A 26,369-nucleotide genomic window follows, 5' to 3' on the forward strand; every position below is an offset into this window, starting at 1 on the left:
GGTTTGTCCTCTGCTTTGTCACTCACAGCTTCGGCGCAATCTCTTCGGTCCAGATCCGTTCCCGCTGCTCCTGCGTCATGTGGCAGGCGGCCCAGTGCTGGCTGCCGACCTCGGTCAGCTCGGGGCGGACCGTGCGGGTGACGTTGTCCTTGGGGACGTCCGCGTACGAGCAGCGCGGGTTGAAGGCGCAGCCCGACGGGATGTTGATCAGCGAGGGCGGGGAACCCTTGACCGGGATCAGCCGCTCGGTCTGCTCACGGTCCAGGCGAGGCATGGAGCCGAGCAGACCCCAGGTGTACGGGTGCCTGGGCTCGTAGAAGACCTTCTCGGCCGGGCCCCGCTCGATGCAGCGGCCGCCGTACATCACCAGGATGTCGTCGGAGAGCTCGGCGACGACGCCCAGGTCGTGGGTGATGATGATGACCGCGGAGCCGAACTCCTGCTGCAGGTCCCGGATGAGGTCGAGGATCTGCGCCTGGACGGTCACGTCGAGGGCGGTCGTCGGCTCGTCCGCGATCAGCAGCTCGGGGTTGTTGACCAGCGACATCGCGATCATCGCGCGCTGGCGCATACCGCCGGAGAACTCGTGCGGATAGCTGTCGACCCGCTTGTCCGGCTGCGGGATGCCGACCCGGTCGAGCATCTCGATGGCACGCCTGCGCGCCACCTTCTTGTCGACCTTGTGGTGGATCCGGTAGGCCTCCACGATCTGCTGGCCGATCGTGTAGTACGGGTGCAGCGCCGACAGCGGGTCCTGGAAGATCATCGCCATCTCGCGGCCACGCAGCTTGCGCACGTAGTCGGGGTCGGCGGAGAGCAGTTCCGTGCCGTCGAGCCAGATCTCGCCGGAGATCTGCGCCTTGCGCTTGCCGTACTGACCCGCGGTGTGCAGGCCCATGATGCCGAGCGAGGTCACCGACTTGCCGGAGCCCGACTCGCCCACGATGCCGAGGGTCTTGCCCTTCTCCAGCGTGAAGCTGAGCCCGTCGACGGACTTGACCAAGCCGTCGTCGGTCGGGAAGTGCACCTTCAGGTCGCGGACTTCGAGGAAGGCGGAGGGGGCGGGCGAGTCCTTGACGGGCTCGCTCACCGCGGCTCCACTCTTGCTGAGTTCGGTCATGAGAGCCTCACTCGGGGGTCGATCACGGCGTACAGCAGGTCCACCAGGAGGTTCGCGACGATCACCGCGAGCGAGGTGATCAGCGTGACGCCCAGGATGACGGGCAGGTCCTTGTCGCTGATCGCCTTGAGAACCGCCTGCCCGAGGCCGGGAAGGCTGAACGTGGTCTCGGTGAGGATCGCGCCGCCGATCAGGGCGCCGAGGTCCATGCCGAGCATGGTGAGGATCGGCGTCATGGTGGAGCGCATCGCGTGCTTGCCGATGACGACGGGTTCACGCAGGCCCTTGGCGCGGGCCGTGCGGATGTAGTCCTCGCCCAGGACCTCCAGCATGGTGGCTCTGGTGATCCGGGCGTACATCGCCGCATAGAGGAAGGCCAGCGTGACCCAGGGCAGGATCATGCCGCCGAACCAGCCGGTGAAGCTCTCCTCGATGGGCACGTACTGGGCGTCGATCCAGCCCAGTCCGTAGCTGAAGATCGCGAGCGACAGCAGGCCGGTGAAGTAGATGGGGAGCGAGACGCCGCCGAGGGCGACGATCATCGCGCCACGGTCCCAGAGGGAACCGCGCTTGAGCGCGGAGAGCACACCCGCCGCGACACCGAAGATCAGCCACAGGAAGGCGGCACCGAGCGCGAGAGCCAGGGTCACTGGGAAGCGGTCGGTGAGTACCGGCCAGATGGCCTGCTCGTTGCGGAAGGAGTAGCCGAAGCAGGGGGCAGCGCAGTTCGTGACGTCGCCGCCGGCCGCGTAGGTGCGCCCGACGAAGAGGCCTTTGAAGAACTCCCAGACCTGGACGAAGATCGGGTCGGCCAGACCGAGCTTCTGCCGCACGGCCTCGATCGCCGCGGGGTCGGCCTGCTTGCCCACGAACATCGTGGCCGGGTCCACGCCCGCCCAGCGGGGGACGAGGAAGAAGATGCCGAAGACCACCAGAATGATGACCACCAGCATCACTGCGGCGGCGAAGAGCCGCCTGATGAGGTATGCGAGCACTGCTCTCGGCCCGGCGGCGGTGCCGCGGGCCACCGGAGGTCTTCCGGTGGCCCGCGGGTCACGCCGCGCCGGCCTTCACCTGCCTTTCGTGCCGTATGGCGGGTGCGCCGGTCGGTGTTACTTCTTGATGCCGAGGTTCACGAAGTCGTACTGACCGCTGTAGTTGTCGGTCGTGTAGACGTTCGCGAGACGGCTGGAGCGCCAGTTGATGAACTTCTCGAAGACGAAGGGCAGGTAGTACGCGCCCTCCGAGACCTTGTGGTTGATCTCCGTGGAGATCTCGACCTTCTTCGCCTCGTCGAGCTCCTTGACGTAGCTGTCGAAGAGACCGTCGATCGACTTGTCCTTGATCAGGGCGAAGTTGTTGTTGCCGCTCTCGAGGATGTACTTGCTGTCCCACAGCGGCATGCCGTAGCCCTGGACGGTCGGGAAGTCCGGGCCCCAGCCCATGATGATGATGCCGTAGCCCTTCTTCTTCACGTTCTCGGGGCTACCGATGATGCCGGTGGTCTGCGCACCGTCGAACTGGTCGATGTCGACGGTGATGCCGACCTTCTTCAGCGAGGCCTGGAGGGACTCGGCGGTGGCAACCTCGACCGGCTTGTTGTTACGGACCGCGATGGTGGTCTTGAAGCCGTTCGGCTGACCGCAGGCCTTGAGCTCTTCCTTGGCCTTGGCGACGTTGCCGTTCTTGTTCGTCGTGGCCGACTCGTACGGGTCGTACTTCTGGCCCTCGGAACCGGGGACGGACGGCGGCAGCATGTTGGTGCCGATGTCGCCACCGGCGACCGGGCCACCACGAGCGGTCTGCAGCGACTCGTGGTCGGCGCCGTAGATCACGGCCTTGCGGCAGTGCACGTTGTCGAACGGCTTGACGCTCTGCGGGAAGACCGCGTAGCGGATGTAGCCGGAGACCGGGTTGTCCAGGTTGGCCTTGTGCTGCTTCAGGGCGGTGGTGCGGCCCTGCGGCGACAGACCGGTCTGGCCGATGTCCAGGTCGTAGTCGCCGTTGATCAGACGCTGGTCCATGTCATTGGCGTTGGTGAACAGCGTCAGCGAGATCTTGTCCGGGTACGCCTTGCGGATCGGGTCCGAGGACTGCTTCCAGTTCTCGTTGCGGACCAGGATCAGCTTCTTGTTCGGCGTGTACGACTGGAACTTGTACGGGCCGGACGAGAAGGGCTTCAGGCCGTACTTCGACTTGGTGTCCTTGTCCTGGCGGACCGGGGACGCCGAAGCCAGGCCGAGGATGTCCTCGAAGTCCGAGTTGGCCTCGGGCAGCTTGAAGATGACGGTCTTGTCGTCGGGCGTCTCGATCGCCTTCAGACCGAGCTTGTCCTTGGACTTGTCCTTGTACGGGCCCTTGTACTCGCCCTTGGGGTCGAGCACGTCCTTCAGGTAGACCGGACCGCCGGACAGGACGTCCTGCGCCCAGACGCGCTCGATGCCGTACTTGACGTCCTTGGAGGTGATGGGCTTGCCATCCTCCCAGGTGACCCCGTCACGCAGCGTGTACGTGTAGGTCTTGCCGTCGTCGGAGATCTTCGCCGTGCTGGTGGCGAGGTCGGGAGTGACCTCGGCGCCCTTGGCTCCGGGCTCCGCCTTGCCGGTCACGAGCGTGCGGCTGTAGTACCGCATGAAGTTCCAGGCGAAGCCGTAGTAGCCGCGCGTGGTGTCCCACGAGTCGGCGTCCTGGGCGCCTGCGAACTTCAGCTCGCCGCCCTTCTTGGCGAGGGAGGCCTGGGCGACCTTGTTGTTGGCTGCGTTGAAGCCGGCCGCGCCGTTCTTCGAGCCGCCGTCGTCGTCGTTGCCGCCGCCGCCGCACGCCGCCGTGGACAGCAGCGCAGCGACCACGGCTGCGGCGGCCGCGGCCTGCTTGCGCCGCCCTGTGGTGCGTTGGGTACTCACTCGGATCCTCCGATATGTAGCGGCCCGTCGACAGATGACGGGGCCCTGGGGGTACGGCAGTTCAGCGGGAACCCTTCGGGTCGAGCGCATCGCGTACGCCGTCGCCGAAAAGGTTGAAGGAGAGCACGGTGATGAAGATCGCCACACCCGGGATCACCATGTACATGGGGTCCGAGTCGTAGTAGTCGATCGCGGAGGAGAGCATCTGTCCCCAGGAGGCGGTGGGCGGCTTGACGCCCACTCCCAGGAAGCTGAGCGCCGCCTCGGTGAGGATGTTGGTGGGGATCATCATCGTCGTGTACACGATGATGGGCGCGACGAGGTTGGGCAGCAGCTCCTTGAACAGGATGTAGAACCGCCCGGCCCCGAGGCTGCGCGCGGCCTCCACGTACTCGCGCTCACGCAGGGACAGCGTCTGACCGCGCACCACGCGTCCCACATAGGGCCAGCCGAAGAAGCCGATCACCAGGATCATGACGAACAGGCGCACGCCCGTACCCGTCAGGCCCAGCATCTCGTTCGGCATGACCGAGACCAGCGCGATGATGAAGAGCAGCTGCGGGAAGGCCAGCAGGCCGTCCATCACGCGGCTGATGAACGCGTCGACCCAGCCGCCGAAGTAGCCGGCGAGAACGCCGAGCACGGTGCCGAGCACCACGGCCACCAGGGCCGACAGGAAGCCGACGAGCAGCGAGATGCGGGCGCCGTAGACGATCCGGGCGAAGATGTCGCGGCCGCTGACCGGTTCGACGCCGAGAAGGTGGTCTCCGCTGATTCCACCGAAGGACCCGGTGGGGGTCGAGAAGAGCGGATCGATCAGGTCCTCGTGGTGTGACTCGGGGTCCTGCCCGACCAGGTTCGTGATCACGGGAGCGAGCAGCGCGATCGCGATCAGCACGAGAACGATGACGCCGCCCGTCAGGGCGAGCTTGTCCCGCTTCAGGCGCTCCCAGGCGATGCGGCCGAGGGAACGACCCTGTACCGCCTTCGCCTCGGCGGAGCCGGCTACGAACGCCGCCTCCTCGGCCGCGCTCGGGGCGGCTTCGGCCGTCGGCTCGTGCAATGGTGCCGTCATCGTGGCAGGGACCCCTCTCAACCGGCGGTAGCCGGCCCACACTTGCCGCTGTAGCGGCGTGATCAGTCCGTCGTACACGAGGGATAAACCCCCTGGACCGGGAGTCTTCAACGCCTCGGCGATCTGTTGCCAGACCTGACGGTGAATGGATGCGCAAACGTGATGCTGTCTGGGGGGTTCCGTTATCCGAACGCCGGGTAACGGGGGTCGGACGCGGGAGTTTTGGTACGAAAGGGGCCTCGCAGCCCATTTACCCGCGTAGATCGGGACATACCGCCCACGGATGATGCGGGAGAGGAAGCCGATGCTCCACAGGTTGGACTCGACCGGACCCGGATCGACCCAGGCACTTCGACCGGATCCTCTCAGACCCTTCGAATCGTCTCAGTAGGTGCCCGGGAATCCGTATCCGCCGGCCGCCGGCGCCTGGGCGGGCGCCGCATGGGCCTCACGATCGTAGAACGGCCGCGCGTTGATCCGCAGCCACAGGGCCACCGGGTCGTACTCGTCGGACATCGCGACCGTCGACACCGGCAGACCGTCCGGCACCGCTCGGATGGACTGCTGCATCATCGCCCGCACCGAGTCCACGGCGGGCGGGCTGGTGTCGTACACGTCGAGCCCGATGGCGAGATACGGCGCCCCGAGCGCGGGCTGCACCCAGGCGCGGCGCAGCGATCTGACGGCGGTGGTCCGGTGCGCGTTCTGCGTGAGCAGGGCGTAGAACTGCGGGATCTCGATGCCCGGCTCGGACAGCCGCAGCGGACCCGCGGGCTGCCGCTCCAGGCCGGTGGCGATGCGCCGCAGATCCAGCCAGGGGATGCCGACGCCGCCGCCCGGCGCGTGCGGGTTCAGCCACAGGCCGTAGTGGTCGGGGTAGAGGGTGCGGGCCACGTCGAGCCCGTCGACCACCTCGTACGAACGGTTCCAGCCGCTCGCCGAGAGCTCCTGGGCGGAGGTCACACAGGGGGCGTAGCCGAAGCCGTCGACCTCCATGTTCCCGTACTGGGCGTCGGGCGAGCCCGACTGGCCGTGCCAGAGCAGCATCCAGACCTGGCCGGACGACGGGGTCGCGAGGGCGCGCAGAAGCGCCTCGTAGGCGTCGTAACGCCCGGGCGTCACTTGGCGCAGCATGTGCTCGACCTGCCCGGCCGCGGCCGTGCCCGACGCGCTCACCTTCTACCGCCCCTTCGTGACATCCCTGACATACAGGTCCTATTCGACGGGGCGCTGTGCTCGCTTGAACATGGCACCACCCCGACCGAGCCATGAAACCAGCTTAAGTGTCGATCCCGACAGCACCGTTGCGCTCCGCTGGGATTGGTGTTGAGAGCTCGGGACTTTCTGTTGTTCGCCGCCTGCGGGTCGTGTGTGGCTGGGCGCGCCGTTCCCCGCGCCCCTCCGGGGCGCGCCTCAGTGGGCCCGCGTGTAGAACGGGCGCACCTGGGCCCGTAGCCAGTCGCCCACCGGGTCCTGGGCCACGTCCAGGAAGACGAGGTTCACCGGGTGCGGCACGGGTACCTGGCCGAGGGCCCGGCCCACGGCGTCCAGCGGGAGGGTGCGGGCCTCGTCGTGCCAGTGGGCAAGCTCGACACCGATGAACATCACGGGATCGCCACCCTCGATGCTCGCCAGACAGCGGCGGGCGCTCAGGACGACACCGGTCGCGGCGAACTCCGCGGACGCGGCGGACAGGAAGTCCACCGGGTCGTGCTGCCAGTCCGGCTGGAACAGCCGCACCCGGCCGCCGCCCGCCGACCCGTCCAGCTCCGTACGCCCGGCCCGGCACAGCTCGGCCACGGCGGGCGGCGGCAGCGGCACCCCGACCGTGCCGTCCGGGTTCACCACGATGCCCACCTGGGGCGGAAGACCGCGCGCGAACTCGACGGCGGGCGCCACCGTGTACGACATGTGGTCGCCGACGACCTGGCGGAACTGCTGCTCCGAGGAGAAGACCGGCACGTACGCCTGTCCGCCGAACTCCATCGTGGGCAGGTCGAGCGGGCCGCTGTGCGGGCCGCCGCCCTCGGGCAGCGGCACCCACAGGAAGCTGCGGCCCATGACCTCCACGATCCGGGCGCCCGCCGAAGGCGACGCCGCACCGAGGGAGGCGGCCAGTACCGCCTCCAACTCGTTGCCGGGCCAGCCGACATGGGGGTGTGGGTGTGCTTGCACCGGAATGTCCTGTGCCGGGAAGTCCATCTCTCTACCGCCTGCTCGAACCGCCGTCTGCGGCTGTCGAGATTACGCGCACGCGCCCTCCCCCGCCGCAGTCCGTCCGGTCACCGGGACCTCGGTCCGTCCGGCTCACCGGAACCTCAGTCGCCGAAGTCGACCCGCCGCAGCACGTCCGCCGCCGCCCGGTCGATGAGCACCGCCGAACCGCAGCCCTCCGGCATCTCGCCCTTCTCCACGGACCGCAGCAGCCGGCCGAACGCGCCGCGGTGCCGCGCGAACGCGTACCGCGAGACGCCGCGGCCCCGCTCGCGCTGGCCGTCCAGGGCCGTGCCGGGGTCCACGTCGAGCAGCAGCAGGTGCAGGGTGCCGCCGCGCCGCCGGGCGTCCCGGGCCAGCCAGCTGCGCACCCAGGCCTGCGTCCCGCAGTCGTGCACCACGACCCCCTCGCCGGACCGCAGGGCCCGGCGCAGGCCCGCGTAGTGCGCGGCGCGGACCAGGGGCCGGTAGACCGCGTACGGCAGGAAGCGGGCCAGCCGGCCGTCCCAGCGGTCGCGGGTGTCCTGGGAGTCGATGCGGCGGCCCGTCACCGCCCGGCGCATCAGGGTCGACTTGCCGCTGCCGGGCAGGCCCGTGACCACCACCAGGTCGGCCGTGCCGAAGCGGAGGCCGTGCGGACTGTGTCCCGCACGCTCCCGCAGATCGCGGACGACGGGCGCCGGAAGCGGGCCGCACGCCTCCCCGGCCGGGGCAGTGGGCTGCTTGGGCAGCGCGATGGCCGCGCTCGTGGCGTACGCCGTGGTCCTGTTCACCCTGATCGTCCTCCCCATGGGGTCGGGAGACCCATCCCCGTCGAGTGTAAAGAGAAGGTAATGCGCTGGTCCCCTCATTTCTGTTCTCGTCCTGCCACAGCCCCGTCACAGATCACTGTGGATGTCTGTGGACCCGGTGCGGACGCCGTGCGGCCGGGCCGCGACGCCGTGCACCGCCCCCTCGCGAAGAGTCCCCTGCCGCGCCGCTCCGATGCGTGCAATGATGTGCCCGCCAACTGCATACCGGCCGCTTGAATCCGCGCGGGAGAGTTCCGGACACGTTTTTGCGTACGTGGTCCGGGCGCCGAAGGAGCAAGTCCCTCCCTTGAATCTCTCAGGCACCGTTACCGCGCGGGCGAGGCACATCTGAAAAGCGGGCCGTCCCCCTGTCACCAGGGCTTCGGCTCCACCCAAGGTGCAAGTCAGTGACCGTCCCTTTCGAGCGGTGGTCACGGCGAACCTCTCAGGTTCCGATGACAGATGGGGAGGAACGACCTCGCCGTCATGCCTTGGGAGCCCCACCGTGAGCAGTAACGCCCCCGTCGAACCGCGTCATACCGCGCTCGACTCCCTCCATCGTTCGCTCGGCGCGACGATGACCGATTTCGCCGGCTGGGACATGCCCCTGCGGTACGGCTCCGAGCGCGACGAGCACCTCGCCGTACGGACGAAGGCCGGGCTCTTCGACCTCTCCCACATGGGCGAGATCACCGTGACCGGGCCCCAGGCCGCCGCGCTGCTCGACTTCGCACTGGTCGGCAACATCGGGGGCGTGAAGCCCGGCCGGGCCCGCTACACCATGATCTGCCGGGCCGACGGCGGCATCCTCGACGACCTGATCGTCTACCGGCTCGCGGAGACCACGTACATGGTCGTGGCCAACGCCTCCAACGCCCAGGTCGTCCTGGACGCGCTCGTGGAACGGTCCGCGGGCTTCGACGCCGAGGTCCGCGACGACCGTGACGCGTACGCCCTGCTCGCGATCCAGGGACCCGAGTCCCCCGGCATCCTCAAGTCCCTCACCGACGCCGATCTGGACGGCCTGAAGTACTACGCCGGCCTGCCCGGCACGGTCGCCGGCGTCCCTGCGCTGATCGCGCGCACCGGCTACACCGGCGAGGACGGCTTCGAGCTGTTCGTGGCCCCGGCCGACGCCGAGAAGCTGTGGCAGGCGCTCACCGACGGGGGCGCCCCGGTCGGGCTCGTCCCGTGCGGCCTCTCCTGCCGGGACACCCTGCGCCTGGAGGCGGGCATGCCGCTGTACGGGCATGAGCTGAGCACCGCGCTCACCCCGTTCGACGCGGGGCTCGGCCGGGTCGTGAAGTTCGAGAAGGAGGGCGACTTCGTGGGGCGCGAGGCGCTGACCGAGGCCGCCGCCCGTGCCGAGTCGCAGCCCCCGCGCGTCCTCGTCGGCCTGATCGCCGAGGGCCGCCGCGTGCCGCGCGCCGGGTACCCGGTCGTCGCAGACGGCAAGGTCGTCGGTGAGGTCACCTCCGGCGCGCCCTCGCCCACTCTGGGAAAGCCGATCGCGATGGCGTACGTCGACGCCGCGCACTCCGCACCCGGAACGCCCGGTGTCGGCGTGGACATCCGGGGCAGCCACGAGCCGTACGAGGTCGTGGCGCTGCCGTTCTACAAGCGCCAGAAGTGACACTGGTCCGCGAGCGTCGGAAAGTGACACCGGTCGCGAGCGTCGGAAGTGACACCGGTTCACAGGCCCTGCGCGACACCGGTCGACAGCGTCAGAAGTGACCCAGGGCACATCCGCCCAGGTCACCCCCAGTCCCCCTGCATCAGCACTCCCCCGCGTACAGGAGAATTCAGGCCATGAGCAACCCCCAGCAGCTGCGCTACAGCAAGGAGCACGAGTGGCTGTCGGGCGCCGAGGACGGCGTCTCGACGGTCGGCATCACGGAGCACGCGGCCAACGCGCTCGGCGATGTGGTGTACGTCCAGCTCCCGGAGGTCGGTGACACGGTGACCGCGGGCGAGACCTGCGGCGAGCTGGAGTCGACCAAGTCGGTGAGCGATCTGTACTCGCCCGTCTCCGGTGAGATCACCGAGATCAACCAGGACGTCGTGGACGACCCCGCGCTGGTGAACACCGCCCCGTTCGAGGGCGGCTGGCTGTTCAAGGTACGGGTCGCGGAGGAGCCGAAGGACCTGCTCTCCGCGGACGAGTACACCGAATTCTCCGGCAGCTAAGGACTCCTGACCGATGTCGCTTCTGAACCAGTCCCTCCACGAGCTCGACCCGGACGTCGCCGCCGCCGTCGACGCCGAGCTGAACCGTCAGCAGTCCACCCTTGAAATGATCGCCTCGGAGAACTTCGCTCCGGTCGCCGTCATGGAGGCCCAGGGCTCGGTCCTCACCAACAAGTACGCCGAGGGCTACCCGGGCCGCCGCTACTACGGCGGCTGCGAGCACGTCGACGTGGCCGAGCAGATCGCCATCGACCGGGTCAAGGAGCTGTTCGGCGCCGAGTACGCCAACGTGCAGCCGCACTCGGGCGCCTCCGCCAACCAGGCCGCGCTCTTCGCGCTGGCCCAGCCCGGCGACACCATCCTCGGACTCGACCTGGCCCACGGCGGCCACCTGACCCACGGGATGCGGCTCAACTTCTCCGGCAAGCAGTTCAACGTGGTCGCCTACCACGTGGACGAGGCCGGACTGGTCGACATGGCCGAGGTCGAGCGGCTCGCCAAGGAGCACCGCCCGAAGGTGATCATCGCGGGCTGGTCGGCGTACCCGCGGCAGCTCGACTTCGCCGAGTTCCGCCGGATCGCGGACGAGGTCGAGGCCTACCTGTGGGTCGACATGGCGCACTTCGCGGGTCTGGTCGCGGCCGGTCTCCACCCGAACCCGGTGGAGCACGCGGACGTGGTCACCTCCACCACCCACAAGACGCTGGGCGGGCCCCGCGGCGGGATCATCCTCGCCAAGAAGGCCTTCGCGAAGAAGCTGAACTCGTCCGTCTTCCCGGGCTTCCAGGGCGGCCCCCTGGAGCACGTGATCGCGGCCAAGGCCGTCTCCTTCAAGGTCGCCGCCTCGGAGGACTTCAAGGAGCGCCAGCGCCGTACGGTCGAGGGCGCGCGGATCCTCGCCGAGCGGCTCACCGCGCCGGACACCCGCGCGGCCGGCGTGAACGTGCTGTCCGGCGGCACGGACGTCCACCTGATCCTGGTCGACCTGCGCGACTCGGAGCTGGACGGCCAGCAGGCCGAGGACCGCCTCCACGAGGTCGGCATCACGGTCAACCGCAACGCCGTCCCGAACGACCCACGCCCGCCGATGGTCACCTCGGGCCTGCGGATCGGCACGCCCGCCCTCGCCACCCGCGGCTTCACCGCCGAGGACTTCGCCGAGGTCGCGGACGTCATCGCCGAGGCACTGAAGGCCCCCGCGTCCTTCGGGGAGGCCGACGCCCAGGCGTTGAAGGCCCGGGTGTCCGCACTGGCGGAGAAGCACCCGCTGTACCCCGGTCTGGGCCAGTAGTCCCGTTTCACGGGGGCACCGCGCACACTGGGAGGTGTGGGCGGTGCCCCGCCCGCCCGTCACCCCACACCACCGCCCTGGTCGAAGCGCTTCGCGCCTTTCGTTTTTCTGCACCACCCCCGCTTTGAGGAGTTCCCGTGGCCATCTCGGTCTTCGACCTGTTCTCGATCGGCATCGGCCCGTCCAGCTCCCACACGGTCGGCCCGATGCGTGCCGCGCGGATGTTCGCCCGCCGGCTGCGCACCGAGGACGTCCTGTCCTCGGTGGCCTCGGTCCGCGCCGAGCTGTACGGCTCACTGGGCGCGACCGGCCACGGCCACGGCACCCCCAAGGCGGTGCTGCTCGGCCTGGAGGGCGCCTCGCCGCGCACGGTGGACGTGGAGGGGGCCGACGAACGGGTCGAGCACATCAAGTCGTCGGGCCGCATCGCCCTGCTCGGCGACCAGGAGATCGGCTTCTCCTTCGACGACGACCTGGTGCTGCACCGCCGCAAGACGCTGCCGTACCACGCGAACGGCATGACGCTGTGGGCGTACGACGCCTCGGGCGCCGAACTGCTGTCGAAGACGTACTACTCGGTCGGCGGCGGGTTCGTCGTCGACGAGGACGCGGTGGGCGCGGACCGCATCAAGCTGGACGACACGGTCCTCAAGTACCCCTTCCGCACGGGCGACGAGCTGCTGCGCCTCACCCGCGAGACGGGCCTGTCGATCTCGGCCCTGATGCTGGAGAACGAGCGGGCCTGGCGCACCGAGGACGAGATCCGCGAAGGACTGCTCGCCATCTGGCGGGTCATGCAGGCGTGCGTCTCGCGGGGCATGTCCCGCGAGGGCATCCTGCCGGGCGGCCTCAGGGTCCGCCGCCGCGCGGCCATGTCGGCCCGCCAACTGCGCGCAGAGGGCGACCCGTTGGCCCACGCCATGGAGTGGATCACGCTGTACGCGATGGCGGTGAACGAGGAGAACGCGGCGGGCGGCCGTGTCGTGACCGCCCCGACGAACGGCGCGGCCGGCATCATCCCGGCGGTCCTGCACTACTACATCAACTTCGTGCCCGGCGCGGACGAGGAGGGTGTGGTCCGCTTCATGCTGGCTGCCGGCGCCATCGGCATGCTCTTCAAGGAGAACGCCTCCATCTCGGGCGCCGAGGTCGGTTGCCAGGGCGAGGTCGGCTCGGCCTGCTCGATGGCGGCGGGCGCGCTGGCCGAGGTCCTCGGCGGCTCTCCCGAACAGGTCGAGAACGCCGCGGAGATCGGCATGGAACACAACCTCGGCCTCACCTGCGACCCGGTCGGCGGCCTCGTCCAGATCCCCTGCATCGAACGCAACGGCATGGCCGCGGTCAAGGCCGTCACGGCGGCCAGGATGGCCATGCGCGGCGACGGCTCGCACAAGGTGTCCCTCGACAAGGTCATCAAGACGATGAAGGAAACGGGCGCGGACATGAGCGTCAAGTACAAGGAGACGGCACGGGGCGGGCTGGCTGTGAACATCATCGAGTGCTGAGCGCCAGGGGAACAGGCTCTGCCCGGCACGGTGACGGACGCCCGTACCCCGTGCCGCACCTCGCCTCGGTTCCGGAGCTGGAGCCTGCCGAAGCGGGTCCACCGTCTCGACGGACGGATCAGCGCTCGTGGTTGTGCATGACGTGCTTGGTGCGCGAGTAGTCGTCCAGGGCGTAGACCGACAGGTCACGGCCGTAACCGGATCCCTTGAAGCCGCCCCAGGGGACTTCGCCGGCCAGCACGAGATGTGAGTTGACCCAGACGGTTCCGAAGTCCAGGCGCGCTGCGATGTCGTGGCTGCGGCGGGCGTTCTCGACCTCTACGCTCTGCGCGCCGGCCTCGGTGCGCTGCTCATCCGCCGCGTCGCCATGCTCGGTCGCGGGAACCTCGCCCCCGCCTCGGCCGCCCTGGCAGAGGCCCGCGCCGCCGCCCGGGACAACGACCACCGCGCATACGTGAGGTCGACCTGTGGTTCCAGGACGCCCTGGCCCGTATCGCGGACCTTCCGCAGGCCGCCCGCACCTTCGAACATCTGACGGCCCGCCTGCACATGTTCGTCACGGTGCTGGAGATGGACTACAGCCAGGCCCGCGACACCATCGCCGACGAGGACGCCGCCGTACACGACGCCTTGCTCGACGCGGACGGTCTTCTCAGATGGCGTCGCGAATGGCCCGCTCGAAGCCCTCGACGTGACTACGGGCGAGGCGTGCCGCCCTGTCGGGTTCACCGGCGATGATCGCCTCGATCAACGGCCCGTGCTCCTCGACGTGACCGGCCATGTCGGACAGACGGTCGACGAACAGGCACCAGATCCGGGTGGCCAGGTTGTCGTGGCGGACGAGGGTGTCCTCCAGGTACGGGTTGTGCGTGGCGGCGTAGATGGCGCGGTGGACCCGAAGGTCCAGGTGCATGAACTCGGTGGCGTCGTGCCGACCGGAATCCGCGCTCTCCAGCTCCTGCCGCAGAGCCGTCAGGGTCGCCCGGTCCGCGGCCGTGGCCCGCCGTGCGGCCTGGCCCGCGGCCAGGGGCTCCAGTTCCTGGCGCACCTCGGAGATGTGGGCCAGGTCGGTGATGTTGACGTCGGTGGCGAAGGTGCCGCGTCGGGGATAGGTCGTGATGAGGCGCTCGTACTGGAGGCGCTTGAGGGCCTCGCGCACCGGTGTCCGGCCGACGCCCAGGGACTGTGCCAGCTGTTCCTCGTTGATCGGTGCGCCCGGGCGGATCTCGAGCATGACGAGCCGGTCGCGGATGACGCGGTATGCGCGCTCGGCGAGAGACAGCTCCTCGCCTCCGGGCTCCCCGCCTCCGGGCTTCCCGCTTCTCGGCTCTGTCGCCAGCTGCTGCATCAATGCCCCCTTGACCTGTCTCGCGAGCTCCCATACCGTACCGCAGAGATTGATATATCAGTTGCGTACTAGTTGGCCTCCAGGATGGTGCACAGATGGCAACCAGCCCGTCGACCAGCACATTCACCCCTCCCCTCGCCCTTCCGCTCAGCGAGCTCGACCCGGAGGTCGCCGCCGCGGTGGACGCCGAGCTGAACCGTCAGCAGTCGACCCTCGAAATGATCGCCTCGGAGAACTTCGCCCCGGCCGCCGTCATGGAGGCCCAGGGGTCGGTGCTGACCAACAAGTACGCCGAGGGCTACCCGGGCCGCCGCTACTACGGCGGCTGCGAGCACGTCGACGTCATCGAGCGGCTGGCCATCGGCCGGGTCAGGGAACTGTTCGGCGCCGAGGCCGCGAACGTGCAGCCGCACTCGGGCGCCCAGGCCAACGCGGCCGCGATGTCCGCGCTGCTCCAGCCCGGCGACACGATCCTCGGCCTCGACCTGGCCCACGGCGGGCACCTGACCCACGGCATGCGCCTCAACTACTCCGGCAAGCTCTACAACGCCGTCCCGTACCACGTGGGCGAGTCCGACCTGCGTATCGACATGGACGAGGTGGAGCAACTCGCCCTCGCGCACCGGCCGAAGATGATCGTCGCCGGCTGGTCGGCCTATCCCCGCCGGCTGGACTTCGCCGCGTTCCGGCGGATCGCCGACGCGGTGGGCGCGTATCTGCTGGTGGACATGGCGCACTTCGCCGGTCTCGTGGCCGCGGGCCTGCACCCGAACCCGGTGCCGTACGCCGATGTCGTGACGACCACGACGCACAAGACCCTCGGCGGTCCGCGCGGCGGTGTGATCCTCAGCCGGGCCGGACTGGCCAAGAAGATCAACTCGGCGGTCTTCCCGGGTCAGCAGGGCGGTCCGCTGGAGCACGTCATCGCGGCGAAGGCGGTGGCCTTCAAGGTGGCGGCGAGCGAGGAGTTCAAGGAGCGCCAGCGGCGCACCCTGGACGGCGCCCGCATCCTGGACGGCCGGCTGCTGGCCGACGATGTGGCCGAGGCCGGCATCACCGTACTGACCGGCGGCACCGAAGTGCACCTGGTCCTCGTCGACCTGCGGAACTCCGCGCTCGACGGGAAGCAGGCCGAGGACCGGCTGCACCGCGTCGGCATCACCGTCAACCGCAACGCGGTGCCGTTCGACCCGCGCCCGCCGATGGTCTCCTCGGGGCTGCGGATCGGCACCCCGGCCCTGGCCACCAGGGGCTTCGGCGAGGCGGAGTTCCGGGAGACCGCCGACATCATCGCCCAGGCCCTGAAGGACGAGCGGTTCGGCGACGAGCACGCGGGCCTGCTGCGTGCCCGGGTCGAGAAGCTCGCCTCCGCCTTCCCTCTCTATCCCCACCTGCCCCACGTGAACGGAGACGCGGCATGACCAGCACGCCGCTGCCGGAGCATCCGGACTTCCTCTGGCGCAACCCGGAGCCGCGCTCCTCGTACGACGTCGTCATCGTCGGCGCGGGAGGCCACGGCCTGGCCACCGCCTACTACCTGGCCAAGAACCACGGCATCACCAACGTCGCCGTCCTGGAGAAGGGCTGGCTGGCCGGCGGCAACATGGCCCGCAACACCACGATCATCCGCTCGAACTACCTGTGGGACGAGAGCGCGGCGATCTACGAGTACGCGCTGGGGCTGTGGGAACGGCTCCCGGAGGAACTGGACTACGACTTCCTGTTCAGCCAGCGCGGTGTCCTCAACCTCGCGCACACCCTGCAGGACGTCCGCGAGGGCATGCGCCGCGTCAACGCCAACCGGCTCAACGGAGTCGACGCCGAGTGGCTCGACCCGGACCAGGTCGGCGAGGTCTGCCCGATCGTCAACCTCTCGCCGCGCACCCGGTATCCGGTCCTCGGCGGCACCTTCCAGCCGCGGGCCGGCATCGCCAAGCACGACCACGTCGCCTGGGCGCTGGCCCGCCGGGCCGACGAGATGGGCGTGGATCTCATCCAGGGCTGCGAGGTCACCGGCTTCCTCAAGGACGGCGACCGGGTCGTCGGCGTCGAGACCAACCGCGGCCGTATCCACACCGGCCGGGTCGGCCTCGCGGCCGCCGGGCACAGCAGCGTGCTGGCCGAGCGGGCGGGCGTACGGCTGCCGGTGCAGTCGCACCCCCTGCAGGCCCTGGTCTCCGAGCTGCACGAGCCGGTGCACCCGACGGTCGTCATGTCGAACCACGTGCACGTCTACGTCTCCCAGGCCCACAAGGGCGAGTTGGTGATGGGCGCGGGCGTCGACTCGTACAACGGCTACGGACAGCGCGGTTCCTTCCATGTCATCGAGCAGCAGATGGCCGCCGCCGTCGAGCTCTTCCCCGTCTTCGCCCGCGCGCACGTGCTGCGGACCTGGGGCGGCATCGTCGACGTCACCCCGGACGCCTCCCCGATCATCGGCACCACCCCCGTCGAGAACCTCTACGTCAACTGCGGCTGGGGCACCGGCGGGTTCAAGGCCACCCCCGCCGCCGGCTGGACCTTCGCCCACACCATCGCCACGGGCGAACCGCATCCCCTGAACGCCCCCTTCGCCCTCGAACGCTTCACGACGGGCGCACTGATCGACGAGCACGGCGCCGCCGCCGTGGCCCACTGAAAGCCCGCTGAGAGAAGGACACCGTGCTGCTGATCAGCTGCCCATGGTGCGGCCCCCGCGACGAGACCGAGTACCACTACGGCGGACAGGCCCACGTCCCCTACCCCGAGACCACGGCCGACCTCACCGACGAACAGTGGGGCCAGTACGTCTTCTACCGCGACAACCCCAAGGGCCCCTTCGCCGAGCGGTGGATGCACAGCGTCGGCTGCCGCCGCTGGTTCAACGTCCTGCGCGACACCGCCACCTACGAAGTGCTGACCTCCTACCGGCTCGACGAGCCCCGCCCCGAACTGCCCCAGGCCGGAGGGAACCGATGACCGACCAGCACTTCCGGCTCGGGCAGGGCGGCCGTGTCGACCGCGGCACCGTGCTGCGGTTCACCGTCGACGGCCGGGAGCTGACCGGCCACCCCGGAGACACGGTCGCCTCGGCGATGCTGGCGAACGGACTCGTCGAGGTCGCCCCGTCGATCTACCGCGGCCGCCCGCGCGGCATCGTCTCCGCGGGCGTCGAGGAACCCAACGCCCTGCTGCAGATCGGCGGTTCGTACTCGGAGGGCATGCTGCCCGCGACGACGGCGGAGCTGTACGACGGCCTGTCCGCCGCGACACTGTCCGGGATGGGCCGGCTCGACCCGGGCTCCGACCCCGCCGTCTACGACAAGAAGTACGTCCACACCGACGTCCTGGTCGTCGGCGCCGGACCGGCCGGGCTGGCGGCCGCCGCCGCTGCCGCGGGTTCCGGCGCCCGCGTGATCCTCGTCGACGACCAGCCCGAGCCCGGCGGTTCGCTGCTCTCCGGGCGTACCGAGAAGGCCGGCGGGCGGAGCGCCCTGGAGTGGGTCGCCGAGGCCGGCGCGGCACTCCTCGCCGCCCCCGAGGTCGTCGTACTGCACCGCACCACGGCCTTCGGCTCGTACGACGACAACTACGTTCTGGCCCTCCAGCGGCGAACCGACCACCTCGGAGCCGATGCCCCCGAACCGTCCACGGGTGTCTCGCGCCAGCGGCTGTGGCACATCCGCGCTCGCCAGGTGATCCTGGCGACCGGCGCTCACGAGCGCCCGCTGGTCTTCGCCGGCAACGACCGCCCCGGCGTGATGCTCGCGGCGGCCGTGCGCTCGTACGTCAACAGGTACGCCGTGGCCCCGGGCTCGCGGGCCGTGGTGAGCACGACCAACGACAGTGCGTACGACACGGTCGCCGACCTGCACGCCGCGGGCATCGACATCGCAGTCGTCGTGGACGCACGCCCCGAGATGTCCCACCGGGCCGCCGAGGTGGCGGTCGCGACCGGGGTCCGGGTGCTGACGGGCAGCGCGGTGACCGGCACGGCGGGCGAGAGCCGGCTGACCGGCGTCACCGTCCAGACCCTCGACGCCGACGGCCGGCTCACCGGAGCCGCCGAGCCGTTCGACTGCGACCTGCTCGCCGTCTCGGGCGGCTGGAGCCCGGTGGTGCACCTGCACAGCCAGCGCCAGGGCCGGCTGCGCTGGGACGAGGACCTGGTCGCCTTCGTCCCCGACGGCACCGTCCGGGACCAGCAGGTCGTCGGTGCGGCCCACGGGACGTACGGCCTCGACGGCTGTCTGGCCGAAGGGGCACGGGCCGGTGCGCGGGCCGCGACGGACGCGGGGTTCCCGGTGCCGGTGCCCACGGCTTCGCACAAGGAGGTACGTGCCGATGTGCGCGCCCTCTGGCTGGTGCCCGCCCCCGACGGCGAACCCATCGGCTGGGACACCCACCTGGTCGACCTGCAACGCGACGTCACCGTCGCCGACGTCTGGCGCTCGACCGGCGCCGGCATGCGCGGTGTCGAGCACGTCAAGCGCTACACCTCGCTCGGCACGGCGGGCGACCAGGGCAAGACGTCCGGCGTCAACGCGATCGGTGTGATCGCCGAGGCCCTCGGCGCGGGCGCGTCTCCCGGGGAGATCGGCACCACGGCCTACCGGGCGCCCTACACGCCGGTGGGCTTCGCAGCCCTCGCCGGTCGTGAGCGCGGTGACCTGCTCGACCCCGAACGCACCACCTCCATCCACAGCTGGCATGTGGCGCACGGGGCGGAGTTCGAGGACGTCGGGCAGTGGAAACGCCCCCGGTACTACCCCCGGCCCGGTGAGGACATGGACGCGGCCGTGGCCCGCGAGTGCCGTGCGGCCCGTGAGGGGGTGGCGTTCATGGACGCATCCACCCTCGGCAAGATCGAGCTCCGGGGTGCGGACGCGGGCGAGTTCCTGAACCGCGTCTACACGAACGCCTTCAAGAAGCTCAAGCCCGGCATGGCCCGTTACGGCGTCATGTGCAAGCCCGACGGCATGATCTTCGACGACGGTGTGACCCTGCGCCTCGACGAGAACCGCTACTTCATGACCACCACGACCGGCGGCGCGGCCGGAGTCCTGGACTGGCTGGAGGAGTGGCTGCAGACCGAGTGGCCCGAACTCGACGTCCACTGCACCTCGGTGACGGAGCAGTGGTCGACGATCGCTGTCGTCGGCCCGCGGTCGCGCCAGGTCGTGGCCCAACTCGCGCCCGACGTCGATCTGTCCGCCGAGGCGTTCCCCTTCATGGCCTTCCGCGAGACCACCCTGGCCTCCGGGATCCCGGCCCGTATCTGCCGGATCTCCTTCTCCGGCGAACTCGCCTACGAGATCAACGTCTCCGCCTGGTACGGCCTGGCCGTCTGGGAGCAGGTGCACGCGGCCGGGCAGCCGTACGGCATCACCCCGTACGGCACCGAGACCATGCACGTGCTGCGGGCCGAGAAGGGGTACATCATCGTCGGACAGGACACCGACGGCACCGTCACCCCGCAGGACGCCGGCATGTCCTGGGTGGTCTCGAAGCAGAAGGACTTCATCGGGAAGCGGTCCCACTCCCGCGCCGACACCGCCCGCACCGACCGCAAGCAGCTGGTCGGCCTGCTGCCGGCCGACCGCACGACCCGGCTGCCCGAGGGCACCCAGCTCGTCGCGCCGGACGTACCCATCACCCCCGAGACCGGGCCGGTGCCGATGCTCGGCCACGTCACCTCCAGCTACCACAGCCCGGCCCTGGGCCGCCCCTTCGCCCTCGCCCTCGTCGCCGACGGGCGGGCCAGGATCGGCGAGACCCTGCTCGCCCCGGTGGGCGAGGACCTGGTGCCCGTCGAGGTGACCGACTTCGTCCTCTACGACCCCGAAGGGACCAAGCGCGATGGCTGAGCCGACGATCGAAGCAGGCGCGGGCCCGGTGGCCCTGCGCACCAGCCCCCTGGCACATCTGCAGGATCGGATGCGTGCCGCCGCCGTCACCGGTGCCCGCGGGGTCACGCTGACCGAGCGGCCGTTCGTCACCATGGTGAACCTGCGCGTCGACCCCGCGTCCGAAGCGGCCGACCGCGTCGAGAAGAGCCTGGGGGCATCGCTCCCGCGGCAGTGCGGCCACACCACCGCGTCCGGCCCCCACACGGTCCTCTGGCTCGGCCCCGACGAATGGCTCGTGCTGTCCCGGACGGACGGGGCCACCGAGACGTACGAGACCGACGTGGCCGCCGAGTTGCGGGCGGCACTCGGAGGGGACCCGGGCTCGGTCGTGGACGTCTCGGCGAACCGCACAACCGTGGAGCTGAGCGGCCCGTCCGCTCGGCAGGTGCTGGAGAAGGGCTGCCCGCTCGACCTGCATCCTCGGGCCTTCGGCCCCGGCCGGGCGGTGTCGACCACGGTGGGACCTGTCCCGCTGCTGCTCTGGCAGGTCGACGACGCGCCCACCTACCGGCTCCTCCCGCGATCCTCGTTCGCCGACCACCTGGCGCGCCGGCTCATCGACGCCATGAGTGAGTACCGCGGGTCGGAGGTGCCCTGACGGCGCCGGCCGGGACACGAGAGTCACCTACAAGGAATCCGCCCTCGGCGGCCTCGCCGTCGACGTCATCGATTGCTGGCACCATGACTGATCTCCCGGCTTCCGCCGCGTCCCCCGCCCACCCGCCGGCCGGCCCCGCCACGGCACCGGCCGAGCACCTACTCACCCTCGACTGCCCAGAGGCTCCCGGCATCGTCCTTGCCGTCTCGCGGTTCCTGGTCGAGCACGGCAGCGACATCATCGACAACCAGCAGTTCGGCGACCGCCGCGACGGCCACTTCTACATGCGGGTGCGCTTCGCCGCCTCGGCCGGCGAGAGCGTCACGGAGACCCTGCGCCGCGACTTCGCCGCCGTGGCGGCCCCCTTCACCATGCGTTGGCACCTCGAACCGGTCAGCACCCGGCGCCGCGTGCTGGTCATGGTGTCCCGCTACGGCCACTGCCTCAACGACCTGCTCTACCGCGCCCGCAGCGGTGACCTGCCCGTCGACGTGGTCGCGGTGGTCTCCAACCACCGTGACCACGAGTCACTCGTCGCCTGGCACGGCATCCCGTTCTTCCACGTGCCGGTCACCACGACGACCAAACCCGAGGCCGAGACCCGGCTCATGGAGATCGTCGACTCGTTCGACGTCGAGCTGGTCGTGCTGGCGCGCTACATGCAGGTGCTCTCCGACGGCCTGTGCACCCGGCTGGCCGGCCGGATGATCAACATCCACCATTCGTTCCTGCCCAGCTTCAAGGGCGCCAAGCCCTACCACCAGGCACACGACCGCGGAGTCAAGCTCGTCGGCGCGACGGCCCACTACGTCACCGCCGACCTCGACGAAGGCCCGATCATCGCCCAGGAGGTCATCGACGTCGACCACAGCCACACCCCCGACGGCCTGGCCGCCATCGGCCGCGACGCGGAGTCGGCAGCCCTGGCCCGAGCGGTCCGATGGCACTGCGAAGGCCGGGTGTTCGTCCAGGGCAGGCGCACGGTGGTCCTCCGCTGACGGCCGGACGCCATGACCGGAACCGGCCGATACACAGGTGAAGCACAGGGGGACCGCGCGGGGCGGGCCGACGGTGGACATCACCGACTGCTGAGGGTGGGACGGGCGAAGTGGGGGAAGAGCAAAGGAAGTTGCCCCCCACAGGCACCAACAGCACCCGTCCCCCCACCGCACGGAGGAACCACATGCTGCGCGGCATCGATGTCAGCGCCTACCAGTCGTCCTCGTACAGCACCGAAGGCCTGTCGTTCGTCTTCGTCAAGGCCACTGAGGGCCGCACGTACGTCAACCCGAAGCTGAGCGCGCAGACGAAGCGGGCCCGCGACGCCGGCTGCGTCGTCGGCTTCTATCACTTCCTCTGGCCGGGCAACCTCACGGCCCAGGCCGAGTACTTCGTCGGCAAGGCCCCCGAAAAGGCAGGCGACATCCTCGCCGTCGACTGGGAGACAACGGGCGACGGCACCCACGCGACCAACGCCGAGAAGGACCGCTTCATCCGCAAGGTGAAGGAACTCCGGCCGAACAACCGGGTGGTCCTCTACTGCAATCGGAACTACTGGCTGAACGTCGACACCACCTCGTATGCCGGCGACGGCCTCTGGATCGCCGACTACGTGACCGCGGGCAAACCGCGGATCCAGGCGAAGTGGCGCTTCCACCAGTACACGGACGACCCGCTGGACAAGAACATGGCGCGGTTCGACACCATCGCCGACCTGCGGGAATGGGCTACCCCGTAGGCTGTCGCGCATGGGCGGGACAGTGACTGCGGTCAGCAGCAGCGGCAAGTATTCGTTCTCCAAGCCGAATCGGGACGGCATCACGTTGCTTGCCGGGCTCGGGGTGGAGGGGGACGTGCACGCCGGAGTGACGGTGAAGCATCGGTTCCGGATGGAGAAGGATCCTTCGCAGGTGAATCTGCGGCAGGTGCACCTCATTCACGAGGAGTTGTTCGACGAGGTGCGGGAGGCCGGGTTCGAGGTCGCGGCCGGGGAGCTCGGGGAGAACGTCACCACCCGGGGGATCGATCTGCTCGGGCTGCCGACGGGAACACTGCTGCGCGTCGGGGGCGAGGCCGTGGTGGAGGTCACCGGGCTGCGGAATCCCTGTGCGCAGATCGACGGCTTCCAGAAGGGGCTGATGAAGCAGGTCGTCGGGCGGGACGAGGACGGGACCGTCCGGTTCCGGGCCGGGATCATGAGTGTCGTCGTCACGGGTGGCGTGGTGCGGCCCGGTGACCCGGTCGAGGTCGAGTTGCCGGACGGGCCGCACCTGCCCCTGGAGATCGTCTGAGAGATCGTCCCGGCGGGCGCCGGAGCCCTACGCCCTGAAGTCCGCCGAGCGCTCCCGCGGCGCCTCCGACAGGGCCTTCGTCACCGCGTCCACGCCTTCCTGGAGGCCGTAGACCGGGGTGCCGGGCTGCTGGCGCCAGGAGTCGTCGAGGGAGCCCGCGTCGACCGTGTCGAAGCCGAGTTCGTCGATGAGGTCGCGGACGACCTGCTTGGCGGACGCGTCGTCGGCGGCGACCGGGAGGGCGATGCGGTCCGGGGCGCCGGCCGGGCGGTGGCGGTCGAGGATGTCCTGGGCGTACGTACCGTTGAAGGCCTTGACGACCGTGTGGCCGAGTTGCCGGGCCGTCCAGCGGCTCTCCGTCAGGCCCTCGTCCTCGATCGCGGCGATCTTTCCGTCCCGCTGCCGGGGGTAGTAGTTGCCGGTGTCGATGACGACGGCCCCGTCGGCGGCCTCGTCGAAGAGCCCGGACGGCAGGTTCGGGACCGCCTTCAGGGGGATGGTGACCACGACGAGCTCGGCGCCGCGTGCCGCCTCCCCGACCGGGACGGGTGTCGCGCCGGTCTCCTCGGCCAGTGCGGTGAGGGTCCCCGGACCTCGGGAGTTGGCGACGGACACCTCGTGACCGAGGGCGGTGAGCCGCCGGGTGAGGTTGCCGCCGATGTTGCCCGCTCCGATGATGCCGATCTTCATGGCTCGCGCGCCCTTCCGGGGGTCGATGACTCCGATGTGGAACACCAACCTCCGGGGCAAGCGGGCTATTCCGGGCCATCACCCGAAAGGCCGCACAGCGTTTCGAACGTCCGGAAACCGCTGTCCCGGCCGTCGCGTGACCGGTCGCGCGCCCGCACGGCAAAGGGCGCCCCCGCCCGTCCGGCAGGAGCGCCCCTCGCGTTCGGCTACTTGTTCAGGTGGGACCAGAACTCGTCGAACGACAGCAGCTTGTCGCTGTTGAGGTCCCGGGCGGCGATCACGGCCTCGGCCACCGACTCGGTGACGTTCCAGTCGCCGCCCTGAGCCAGGGCCTTCTTGAACTCGGCGGCGGTGATGTAGCCGTCCCCGTCCACGTCGATGCGCTCGAACGCCTTGCGTGCTTCCTCGATGTCCGCCACCGGACCCGCCCCTTCTGATGTGCCGTACTTGCCGAGGTCAGATTAGCTGCCGAGCTCGGCGCTCAGCGCGGCGACCACCCACGCGGACTCCTCCCGGTGCGTGCGCAGCGGCTCGGCCCCCGTACGAGCGCCGGCAGTTCCCGGAAGCGGGCGAGCTCGGCCCGGCTCGCCGACACCATGCGTTCCAGTACGGCGGCCCTGTCGGCGTCGCCGAGCAGCTCGGCCAGGACCGTGGCGGCCTCCGGGGCGTACGTCGTCCAGGCCGAGGCCCAGCTCCGGGAGAGCCGCCCGATGGTGAGCAGCCCGGTGCCGTCGTCGATCATGGGGTGGAGTCTGGAGCCTTCCAGTGGGTGGAGACTCAAGTGGCGGGCGAGGGAAGGGGCGGCGCGGTGGCCGGCACTCTGCGGGACATTCTCGACGCGGCGGCGCGAGGAGTCTTCCCGCCGCCGGACGGCGGTACGACGGTCGTGCCTCAGCACGCTCACCGGGACGCCGGGGTCATCGCCTTCACCGCGCACTCCGTCGTGTTCACCGACGAGGGGGAGGGCTGGGTGCGCGAAACGCTGGCCGCCGCCGACTGCGATCCGCTCGCCGCGACGATGAACCCGCGGTTCCTCGCGGCGTTCATGGAGCGTACGGGGCGTACGACGGACACGATCGACCTGCTGACGGTCGCCGCGCCACTGTCCGGCCCGCCTCCGCTGCGGCTGACGGAACTCGACGATCCCGGCCATCCCCGGGTCGCCCGGGCCCGCAAGCGGCGGGACGACGTGCGGGTGTGGGCCGCCGACGGCGGCGTACTCGTCCTGGGGCGCGGGGTCGCGGGGCGGCTGGAGGCCGCGATCGAGGTGGCCGAGGGGGTACGGCACCGGGGGCTGGGGCGGGCGCTCGCCGTGGCCGCCCGGCATCTGGGCGGGGGCGAGCCGGTCTGGGCGCAGCAGGCCGCCGGGAACGCCCGCAGCGTACGGGCCTTCCAGGCGGCCGGGTTCCGCCCGGTCGGGGCGGAGGCACTGCTGATCGCCCGCTAGGGAGCGAGCGACGGGCCGGCGTCGGGTCGGGGGCCGGGGCTCAGTGCCAGGGCTCGTAGTGCGGGTTGCTCTCGCAGTCGCTCATGATCTCGGTCTTGGTCTTCTTGTCGACCGGGCAGACGCCGATGATGTACTTCCGCTCGATACCGCCGGGAAAGGCGACCTCGACCTGGTCGGCCCACTTGTGGGTGTCGCCGATGGTCTTGTTGACGTCCACGCCGCCGGGGGCGTCGATGTAGTAGTTGTAGCCGCTCTTCCACCACGTCTTGTAGAGGTCGTGGTCGTAGGTCGTGGAGACGTACGGGGAGGGCTGGTTGACCAGGACGTACTGCTCGATGTCGTACTGGCCGTTGATGACGTCCCGCGGGTGGAGGCCCTGCTCGAAGACGATCGAGGGGCCGCGGCCGTCGCTGCGGTAGAGCGTGCCGCAGGTCTTGCGCCAGACGGGCTCGGGCGTGATGCGGTCGACCTCCACGCGGTGGTCCGCGGCGGCATGGACCGGGTCGGCGAACTGGGGACAGGTGGGGGCGGCGGCCTTCGCGGCGAAAGCCGTGGGTGCCTTCGTCGTGGTGTCGGCGGGGAGCGTCGCCGCGGACGTCGCGAAGACGGCCGAGAGGGACAGGACGACGGCAGCGGCCCACCGCCGCAGGCGAGTTGTGATCATGAACAGCACGATCTCGGTTCCGCGGGGGCGGGCCGTGGATCCTCACTCGTTCGGCGGCGCGCCGCCGACGGACGTTGCCTCGGCCGTCTCAGCGGAGGATGCCCGTGTGGCCGAGGGAGTAGCGGCCCGGCCGGGGATGGGCCGCGAGGCCGTGCGGGCCGTTGCCGACCGGGATGCGGGCGAGCTGGGCACCGGTCCCGGTGTCGATGGCGTACACCTCGGAGTTGCAACGGCCCGACAGCCACAGGACCTTGCCGTCGGCCGAGACGCCGCCCGTGTCGGGGCTGCCGCCGTCCGGGAGGTGCCACTTCTTGGTGAGCCGGTCCTGGGTGAAGTCGACGGGTGGGGCGGATCGCC

General features: G+C 70.0%; 26 protein-coding genes, 1 pseudogene and 2 riboswitches. Of the genes and pseudogenes, 13 read left to right on the plus strand and 14 right to left on the minus strand.

The genetic code is table 11. The annotated features are described in order from the left end of the window. Positions 1 to 22: 22 nt before the first annotated feature. The 7 genes from OG718_RS18920 to OG718_RS18950 form a co-directional block, all read right to left on the minus strand. Positions 23 to 1,120, minus strand: coding sequence for an ABC transporter ATP-binding protein (locus tag OG718_RS18920; RefSeq protein ID WP_328844656.1), 1,098 nt, complete (start codon positions 1,118 to 1,120; stop codon positions 23 to 25). Continuing rightward, entirely contained in the window at positions 1,117 to 2,115 is a 999-nt protein-coding gene (locus OG718_RS18925; RefSeq protein ID WP_143640771.1) for an ABC transporter permease, read from the minus strand. Before OG718_RS18925 ends, OG718_RS18920 begins: the two co-directional genes overlap by 4 nt. Before the next feature lie 117 nt (positions 2,116 to 2,232). Beyond that, the gene (locus tag OG718_RS18930) at positions 2,233 to 4,023 is read right to left on the minus strand and encodes an ABC transporter substrate-binding protein (RefSeq protein WP_143640554.1); all 1,791 of its coding nucleotides are present in this window, start codon (positions 4,021 to 4,023) and stop codon (positions 2,233 to 2,235) included. A 61-nt stretch (positions 4,024 to 4,084) separates the two neighbouring features. Further along, positions 4,085 to 5,098: an ABC transporter permease gene (locus tag OG718_RS18935; RefSeq protein ID WP_143640553.1), complete on the minus strand. Its 1,014-nt coding sequence runs from the start codon at positions 5,096 to 5,098 to the stop codon at positions 4,085 to 4,087. 384 nt (positions 5,099 to 5,482) lie between these two features. Further along, positions 5,483 to 6,274: an enhanced serine sensitivity protein SseB C-terminal domain-containing protein gene (locus tag OG718_RS18940; RefSeq protein ID WP_143640552.1), complete on the minus strand. Its 792-nt coding sequence runs from the start codon at positions 6,272 to 6,274 to the stop codon at positions 5,483 to 5,485. A 237-nt stretch (positions 6,275 to 6,511) separates the two neighbouring features. Continuing rightward, positions 6,512 to 7,300 (minus strand): enhanced serine sensitivity protein SseB, encoded by a 789-nt coding sequence (locus tag OG718_RS18945; protein WP_143640551.1) that lies wholly within the window; start codon positions 7,298 to 7,300, stop codon positions 6,512 to 6,514. 116 nt (positions 7,301 to 7,416) lie between these two features. Beyond that, on the minus strand, positions 7,417 to 8,103 hold the full coding sequence (locus tag OG718_RS18950; RefSeq protein ID WP_186001300.1) for an AAA family ATPase: 687 nt from the start codon (positions 8,101 to 8,103) through the stop codon (positions 7,417 to 7,419). Positions 8,104 to 8,337: 234 nt separating this feature from the next. After that, positions 8,338 to 8,445, plus strand: a riboswitch (glycine riboswitch). Continuing rightward, a riboswitch (glycine riboswitch) is annotated at positions 8,446 to 8,575 on the plus strand. A gap of 33 nt (positions 8,576 to 8,608) precedes the next feature. Here OG718_RS18950 and gcvT point away from each other — a divergent pair. The 4 genes from gcvT to OG718_RS18970 all read left to right on the plus strand — a co-directional run bounded on the left by gcvT (position 8,609) and on the right by OG718_RS18970 (position 13,086). Beyond that, entirely contained in the window at positions 8,609 to 9,736 is a 1,128-nt protein-coding gene (gcvT, locus tag OG718_RS18955) for a glycine cleavage system aminomethyltransferase GcvT (protein ID WP_143640550.1), read from the plus strand. 176 nt (positions 9,737 to 9,912) lie between these two features. Further along, on the plus strand, positions 9,913 to 10,290 hold the full coding sequence (gene gcvH / locus OG718_RS18960) for a glycine cleavage system protein GcvH (protein ID WP_143640549.1): 378 nt from the start codon (positions 9,913 to 9,915) through the stop codon (positions 10,288 to 10,290). Between the two features lie 13 nt (positions 10,291 to 10,303). After that, positions 10,304 to 11,581 carry a serine hydroxymethyltransferase gene (gene glyA, locus OG718_RS18965; RefSeq protein WP_143640548.1) on the plus strand — a complete coding sequence of 426 codons (1,278 nt, stop codon included), beginning with the start codon at positions 10,304 to 10,306 and terminating at the stop codon, positions 11,579 to 11,581. Between the two features lie 137 nt (positions 11,582 to 11,718). Beyond that, the gene (locus OG718_RS18970; RefSeq protein WP_143640547.1) at positions 11,719 to 13,086 is read left to right on the plus strand and encodes an L-serine ammonia-lyase; all 1,368 of its coding nucleotides are present in this window, start codon (positions 11,719 to 11,721) and stop codon (positions 13,084 to 13,086) included. Positions 13,087 to 13,204: 118 nt separating this feature from the next. Here OG718_RS18970 and OG718_RS18975 read toward each other — a convergent pair whose 3' ends face one another. Next, the gene (locus OG718_RS18975; protein ID WP_328844657.1) at positions 13,205 to 13,531 is read right to left on the minus strand and encodes an aldehyde dehydrogenase family protein; all 327 of its coding nucleotides are present in this window, start codon (positions 13,529 to 13,531) and stop codon (positions 13,205 to 13,207) included. A gap of 207 nt (positions 13,532 to 13,738) precedes the next feature. Further along, entirely contained in the window at positions 13,739 to 14,434 is a 696-nt protein-coding gene (locus OG718_RS18980) for a GntR family transcriptional regulator (RefSeq protein ID WP_328844658.1), read from the minus strand. A gap of 95 nt (positions 14,435 to 14,529) precedes the next feature. Here OG718_RS18980 and glyA (OG718_RS18985) point away from each other — a divergent pair, with 95 nt between their 5' ends. From glyA (OG718_RS18985) to OG718_RS19020, 8 genes are all read left to right on the plus strand, one after another. Then, positions 14,530 to 15,855: a serine hydroxymethyltransferase gene (gene glyA / locus OG718_RS18985; RefSeq protein ID WP_328844659.1), complete on the plus strand. Its 1,326-nt coding sequence runs from the start codon at positions 14,530 to 14,532 to the stop codon at positions 15,853 to 15,855. After that, positions 15,852 to 17,072 (plus strand): sarcosine oxidase subunit beta family protein, encoded by a 1,221-nt coding sequence (locus OG718_RS18990; RefSeq protein ID WP_143640543.1) that lies wholly within the window; start codon positions 15,852 to 15,854, stop codon positions 17,070 to 17,072. The genes glyA (OG718_RS18985) and OG718_RS18990 overlap by 4 nt, the downstream gene beginning before the upstream one ends. Before the next feature lie 23 nt (positions 17,073 to 17,095). Next, positions 17,096 to 17,392, plus strand: coding sequence for a sarcosine oxidase subunit delta (locus tag OG718_RS18995; protein WP_143640542.1), 297 nt, complete (start codon positions 17,096 to 17,098; stop codon positions 17,390 to 17,392). After that, positions 17,389 to 20,280 (plus strand): sarcosine oxidase subunit alpha family protein, encoded by a 2,892-nt coding sequence (locus tag OG718_RS19000; RefSeq protein ID WP_328844660.1) that lies wholly within the window; start codon positions 17,389 to 17,391, stop codon positions 20,278 to 20,280. Before OG718_RS18995 ends, OG718_RS19000 begins: the two co-directional genes overlap by 4 nt. Further along, positions 20,273 to 20,920, plus strand: a complete 648-nt coding sequence (locus tag OG718_RS19005) for a sarcosine oxidase subunit gamma (protein WP_328844661.1) — start codon at positions 20,273 to 20,275, stop codon at positions 20,918 to 20,920. The genes OG718_RS19000 and OG718_RS19005 overlap by 8 nt, the downstream gene beginning before the upstream one ends. 83 nt (positions 20,921 to 21,003) lie before the next feature. Beyond that, positions 21,004 to 21,918 (plus strand): formyltetrahydrofolate deformylase, encoded by a 915-nt coding sequence (gene purU, locus OG718_RS19010; RefSeq protein ID WP_328844662.1) that lies wholly within the window; start codon positions 21,004 to 21,006, stop codon positions 21,916 to 21,918. 185 nt (positions 21,919 to 22,103) lie between these two features. Further along, a complete protein-coding gene (locus tag OG718_RS19015; RefSeq protein WP_143640538.1) occupies positions 22,104 to 22,658 on the plus strand; it encodes a glycoside hydrolase family 25 protein in 555 nt (184 codons plus the stop codon). A gap of 10 nt (positions 22,659 to 22,668) precedes the next feature. Further along, positions 22,669 to 23,211, plus strand: a complete 543-nt coding sequence (locus OG718_RS19020) for an MOSC domain-containing protein (protein WP_306937786.1) — start codon at positions 22,669 to 22,671, stop codon at positions 23,209 to 23,211. A gap of 27 nt (positions 23,212 to 23,238) precedes the next feature. Here the strand turns inward: OG718_RS19020 and OG718_RS19025 are convergent, their stop codons facing one another. From OG718_RS19025 to OG718_RS19035, 3 genes are all read right to left on the minus strand, one after another. Further along, on the minus strand, positions 23,239 to 23,901 hold the full coding sequence (locus tag OG718_RS19025) for an NADPH-dependent F420 reductase (protein WP_143640537.1): 663 nt from the start codon (positions 23,899 to 23,901) through the stop codon (positions 23,239 to 23,241). Positions 23,902 to 24,107: 206 nt separating this feature from the next. Then, a complete protein-coding gene (locus OG718_RS19030) occupies positions 24,108 to 24,320 on the minus strand; it encodes an EF-hand domain-containing protein (protein ID WP_143640536.1) in 213 nt (70 codons plus the stop codon). Between the two features lie 62 nt (positions 24,321 to 24,382). Beyond that, on the minus strand, positions 24,383 to 24,643 hold the full coding sequence (locus tag OG718_RS19035; protein ID WP_328844663.1) for a hypothetical protein: 261 nt from the start codon (positions 24,641 to 24,643) through the stop codon (positions 24,383 to 24,385). Positions 24,644 to 24,709: 66 nt separating this feature from the next. Between OG718_RS19035 and OG718_RS19040 the strand changes: the two genes are divergently transcribed. Next, positions 24,710 to 25,348, plus strand: coding sequence for a GNAT family N-acetyltransferase (locus OG718_RS19040; protein ID WP_143640769.1), 639 nt, complete (start codon positions 24,710 to 24,712; stop codon positions 25,346 to 25,348). Positions 25,349 to 25,388: 40 nt separating this feature from the next. On the opposite strand, the gene OG718_RS19045 is transcribed toward OG718_RS19040, so the two are convergent. After that, on the minus strand, positions 25,389 to 26,012 hold the full coding sequence (locus tag OG718_RS19045; protein WP_328844664.1) for an ADP-ribosyltransferase: 624 nt from the start codon (positions 26,010 to 26,012) through the stop codon (positions 25,389 to 25,391). A gap of 88 nt (positions 26,013 to 26,100) precedes the next feature. Next, positions 26,101 to 26,349: pseudogene (locus OG718_RS19050) on the minus strand (YncE family protein); the annotation flags it as partial. Positions 26,350 to 26,369: the final 20 nt, after the last annotated feature.

The organism is Streptomyces sp. NBC_00258 (genome assembly GCF_036182465.1).
Classification (GTDB): Bacteria; Actinomycetota; Actinomycetes; order Streptomycetales; family Streptomycetaceae; genus Streptomyces.